The sequence below is a fragment of the Flavobacterium luminosum genome, from assembly GCF_023635005.1.
Taxonomy (GTDB): domain Bacteria; phylum Bacteroidota; class Bacteroidia; order Flavobacteriales; family Flavobacteriaceae; genus Flavobacterium; species Flavobacterium luminosum.
In genome coordinates, this window is sequence record NZ_JAMLJM010000018.1 from 1 (window position 1) to 4,294 (window position 4,294).

The window sequence follows — 4,294 nt, forward strand, 5'->3', positions numbered from 1 at the left end:
GATTAAGCATTTTTTCAATCTCAATTCGTTCTTCAAATTGAAGCCTTTTATAGTTGTTTTTCATAGTGCAAAAATGTTAATTTTTTTAACATTTGTTGCGTTAGATGTCTGAATCGGCGCTAAAATTGGCTATAACGTCCCGCCGGCTTTGCGAAGTTTGGGTTTATATTGCCCCTAACCATTCCATTCGGACTTAAGCCAAATATACAAAAAGATCCTTCCATTAATCACTCCCGCCCAAATTTCGCAAAACCGCTGTTAACCGCTGGCAGTGTTACTTTTTCAAATATTCTTTTGCTGTTAGAACTGGAAGTATTGATTTTTTAAAATCTTTTTTATTTCGAGTTATTATTAGATCCAATTCATTTTCTAATGCTGTGTGATATTGAATAGCATCTTCGAAATCTTTGAAATCCGATACTAAAGCTAATTCTAAAATTTTATCATCCATTGGTAAAACTTCTACTAAAACTTTAAATTTTATTAGAATTTTTCTCGCCTCATCTAATTTGTGATTTCTAGCTAATAAATAATGAGTATTTGCCAGTGTAAGGGAAGAAACATAGAGTTTAACTTTGCTATGGTCTGACAAAGTAAATAATTGTTGAGCTTCTTTGTAAAATTCTTCACGTTTAGAAAGTAAATCTAATACAATGTTTGTGTCTACTAATATTTTGTCCATTAAGAATATTTTTTAGCTAGATAATCTGAATATTCTTTTTTATAATCGTTGCTTTCAAGGCTGATTACACCTGTTAGACTTTCAACAAGTGGACTTACTTTGCTTTTTTCTTCGTTCCTTTTGGTTAGAGATGAAAGATAATTTTCGATAAGCTTAGAAAGGCTCACACTATTGCTCTTAGCATAGAATTTTGCTTCCTCGATAACGTTTTGATCTATATTCAAAGTTAATTTCGTATTCATAATAAAAATATTTACGTGTAAAATTAAAAAAAAATCACGTAACTAAAAATTATTTAACGAATTATTTCCCGTCGCGTCAAATCTGCTTGCGGTTAACGTCCCGCCGGCTTGGCCTGCCGTTGCGTAAATTTAGCTAAAAGTTTGCTAGTACAAAACTAAATTGGAAAAAACGGAGTTTTTTCCAAATATGCCAAAACCAGCAATGGCGCCAAACTGCTGTTAGCGGTTGTGCCTTATTTTAAAAACTTTACATTTAATATACCCGTTTTATAATCAACATTTAAAGTGTCATTATTTTTTAAATTGTAAAGTGATTTTAGCTTTTTCTTTATTCTAATAGAGTCAATTTTCTTTAACTGCTCTTCAAAAACTATAAACTCACTTTTATTATCATAAATATGAAACACTTTATTAGGGGCATATCTTATTACAACATAACTTTTGGTATATTTTTTTGTTTCAATTTTCAAGTTAGCATATAGTAAAGCATGATCGATTGAGGCTTTCCCAAAAAATGAAAATACAAAAACAACAATAAAATTGTAAATGATAAATTTTAAATTCAAGATGTTTTTTTTAAATGCATAAACAGTAAAAGCAATTAATAAAACTAGAGAGATTCCAATTGTATATTTCCAAGAATTTCTCTCGAAATCAAGAATATCTTCAGAGAAATAATTTTTCTTTAAAATTGGTTTTAACACAAAAAGATTAAAGCATATTAAGATTGTAACTATTAAATAAACGATTAGTTTTTTTTTAGAAATTCTCATTGTTTTTTCTCAATTTGGTTTGTTATTTAGCGGATTTTTCAAGGCATTACCGCTAACGTCCCGCCGGCTTGGCCTGCCGTTGCGGTATTTGCTAACGGGATTTAACAAATATAGACAAATTTTGGTTAAACGATTAATTTTCCAAATATGGCTAAAACCCGCAATGGCGCCAAACCGCTGTTAGGCGTTCGGTTCTTGTTAAGAATCGAAGGCATGAATTAGAATATTTTTGTGAGTTTAGTTCAGTTATGAACGTTTAGTTTTCAACATCTAATTTGTTTTTTGTATGTTGTTCGGTTTTTCAAAATTTCCGTTTCAACATCTAGTTCCGTTTCTTTTTTGAGTTCCGTTCTGTTTTTCAAAAGTAATTTTCAAATTTTAATTCAACAGATTTTTTCATACAGTTCTATTTCAGCGTAAAGTTCGGTTCTGCATTTTGTTGTCAATTTTCGGAAAAAGTGTTCAATTAAGATTCAAAAAAAAAATCGAGCATAGCTCGAATTTGTTTTTATAAACTGCGCTTTTTTCTGCGCAAAGTTTTTTCGGATATGATATCTCTTTGTTTTCTATAGATAGAATAATTTCGATTGGATTAGTCAGCGTCGGTTCGGAACGAACTGACGCCTAACGGTTCTGCGGCTACAAGTAGTGGCGTAATTCCAGCACCAAGCCATAACAAATATAGACTTATTTTAGAAAATTCGGAGAATTTTCGGAATATTACTGACCTAGCCATTACTTGTAACCGCTGTTGTATGTAGTTTTTTATAATCTTAAACCAACACCAAGTTTGACTAAATTGATATTAGTATTATATGTAGAATTTGGAATTCCTTTTTCTTTTTGAAGCTTTATAAAATCAAATTGTCCATTAACAAAAAATTTACTTGTAATATCATAAGATAAACCGAAATTTAAGTTAACCCCAGCTTGAGTATCGTTAAGGTCTGAAACATCATATCCATTGTTGGTTCCAGTTGCTTTAAATATTATGAAACTATATCCAAGAGATGTATATGGATGTAGTTTTTCAACATTTTTTATGTTAAACTCACAAAATATTTTTGGTTGTATTGGGTAAGCATAAATTTTGTAATTCTGTGGTGAATTAATTTTCGAATTATTAAATGTCAAAAGTCCAGCATTTAAAGCAACTCCAAAATCTAAAACGTCTTTGTCAATAATTTTATATTTTCCTCCAATATCAACTATTCCAGTATAATTTTTTCCAATAAAATTATTGTCTGCAGGAATTGGATAATTAAGTTCAATACTAAGTTTTGATTCTTGAGAAAATAAAGCTAAATTAAGATTCAAAAATAAAATTAAAAGTGTTTTTTTCATGATGTTTTTTTAAAATTACATACAACGTTCCGGCGCTTGGCGAGGTTGCGAACTTCGGAACCGATTATTTTCTTTTAAAGATAAAATTTCTTGCGAAATATAAACGTGAATTTACTACAAAATTCGCAATCTTGCCAAACGCTTGTTAGCGGTAGTGCTTATTTTCCAAAAGCTGATTTGTTATAAAGTTTAAAATGTTCGTTATCTGGAATTAAATCATCTGGCAAGTTGTTAAAGAATGAATATTTTTCAATTAACGGTTTAAATTTTTCAACGCCATTTTCACTTAAGCAGTTATAGAAAATCCAACCTAATTCATAATCTGATATTTGAGCACGTAAAATACTTGCATATCTATATTTTATTTGAAATATTTCTTTTTCTTCGGTTGTTCCATCATAGAAAAAATCAGTTTCATCAATAATTTTTAGTATTCTATATAGAGTTCTAAAATAATGTCCAAAATCAGATTTAGCTTGATTGTAATGTGATAAATAAACAGTATGAAAGTCATCATCTTGGTTTTTTATGCTCTCACTAAGTTTATTGAACTTGAATCTGAAAACATCTCTTCCTGTTATGGTTATACTTTCTAAATCTTCTAATGGAGCTCTTGGGCTATTTACCATTTGGCTGAGCGACCTTGGTTGTTCTTTTTTCTTTTTTGAATGATACGTGAAATCGATTGTATTTACAATTTGATGAAATTGGTCAAGTAAATGAAAGAAAGTGTTTTCAAATCTTTGGATTTTTAAAGTTTCATTTTGAACTTGAAATTCTTTACGAGTATCTCTTAACTCTTCTCTTTGGTATTTCAGTTCTTTTCTTTGTAACAAAATTGTCAAAATTATGCCTGCTAAAGCCAATCCTGAAAAAAGTGAATTAATTACGCCAAACATATCACCAATGGTTCCTCTTTCTGTTGCAGGCAAACCAATTAGACAAAAATAATTTGCAACCCATAATCCAATAATCACAATACAAACAATTATTGAAATTATAATAAACCAATTATCTTTTTCTTCTAAATTATCTTTTTCTTTTTTCATAGTTGTTACTTGATTCTGCTTACCGCCGATTCAGACATCTAACGCAACAAATGTTAAAAAAATTAACATTTTTGCACTATGAAAAACAACTATAAAAGGCTTCAATTTGAAGAACGAATTGAGATTGAAAAAATGCTTAATCAACACTTTTCCATCACTCAAATTGCTTTAAAACTAAACCGAAATAAAAGTACCATTTCTAGG

General features: G+C 29.6%; 6 protein-coding genes. 1 reads left to right on the plus strand and 5 read right to left on the minus strand.

What is annotated here, in order from left to right; genetic code table 11:
• Positions 1-274: 274 nt before the first annotated feature.
• The 5 genes from NAT50_RS12245 to NAT50_RS12265 all read right to left on the minus strand — a co-directional run bounded on the left by NAT50_RS12245 (position 275) and on the right by NAT50_RS12265 (position 4,090).
• Positions 275-682, minus strand: a complete 408-nt coding sequence (locus tag NAT50_RS12245; protein WP_250593515.1) for a type II toxin-antitoxin system VapC family toxin — start codon at positions 680-682, stop codon at positions 275-277.
• Positions 682-924, minus strand: a complete 243-nt coding sequence (locus NAT50_RS12250) for a DUF6364 family protein (protein ID WP_250593516.1) — start codon at positions 922-924, stop codon at positions 682-684. Before NAT50_RS12250 ends, NAT50_RS12245 begins: the two co-directional genes overlap by 1 nt.
• 233 nt (positions 925-1,157) lie before the next feature.
• Entirely contained in the window at positions 1,158-1,697 is a 540-nt protein-coding gene (locus NAT50_RS12255; protein WP_250593517.1) for a hypothetical protein, read from the minus strand.
• A 765-nt stretch (positions 1,698-2,462) separates the two neighbouring features.
• Complete coding sequence (locus tag NAT50_RS12260) at positions 2,463-3,041, minus strand: outer membrane beta-barrel protein (protein ID WP_250593518.1); 579 nt, start codon at positions 3,039-3,041, stop codon at positions 2,463-2,465.
• A 158-nt stretch (positions 3,042-3,199) separates the two neighbouring features.
• Entirely contained in the window at positions 3,200-4,090 is an 891-nt protein-coding gene (locus tag NAT50_RS12265) for a putative phage abortive infection protein (RefSeq protein WP_250593519.1), read from the minus strand.
• Positions 4,091-4,168: 78 nt separating this feature from the next.
• Between NAT50_RS12265 and NAT50_RS12410 the strand changes: the two genes are divergently transcribed.
• Positions 4,169-4,294: helix-turn-helix domain-containing protein (locus NAT50_RS12410; protein WP_408610670.1), on the plus strand; the 126-nt coding region annotated here is incomplete at its 3' end.